Consider the following 400-nt stretch of genomic DNA (forward strand, 5'->3'; position numbering starts at 1 on the left):
GCCGAACAATAAATTGTTCAATTTGGTCACTCAGTTCATTGAAATCATTTTTGCTTCCTAAGAAGCTTTATTGATTATCATCAACGAGTGCCCACACAGATTGATAGGTTTAAATTGTTAAAGAGCATTGCTTTCAGTGACTTGCGCCACAAGCAGGAAGCGTATAATACGCTTACTAAAATGAAAGTCAAGATAGTATTTTCAACTTTACGAAAATACTATTTTTACTTCACTTTGAAAGTGGAAGTAAAAGCCTACTAATAAGTAAGCTTAAAATTCAAGCCTGGCGATGTCCTACTCTCACATGGGGAAACCCCACACTACCATCGGCGCTATTGCGTTTCACTTCTGAGTTCGGCATGGAATCAGGTGGGTCCACAATGCTATGGTCGCCAAGCAA

1 rRNA gene is annotated in these 400 nt (G+C 39.2%); it reads right to left on the reverse strand.

Annotation, left to right across the window (positions count from 1 at the left end):
• Window positions 1–281: 281 nt before the first annotated feature.
• Window positions 282–397, reverse strand: a 5S ribosomal RNA gene (gene rrf, locus HC723_RS17080).
• Window positions 398–400: the final 3 nt, after the last annotated feature.

It is taken from the genome of Vibrio sp. S11_S32, assembly GCF_014694465.1.
Taxonomy (GTDB): Bacteria; Pseudomonadota; Gammaproteobacteria; order Enterobacterales; family Vibrionaceae; genus Vibrio; species Vibrio algicola.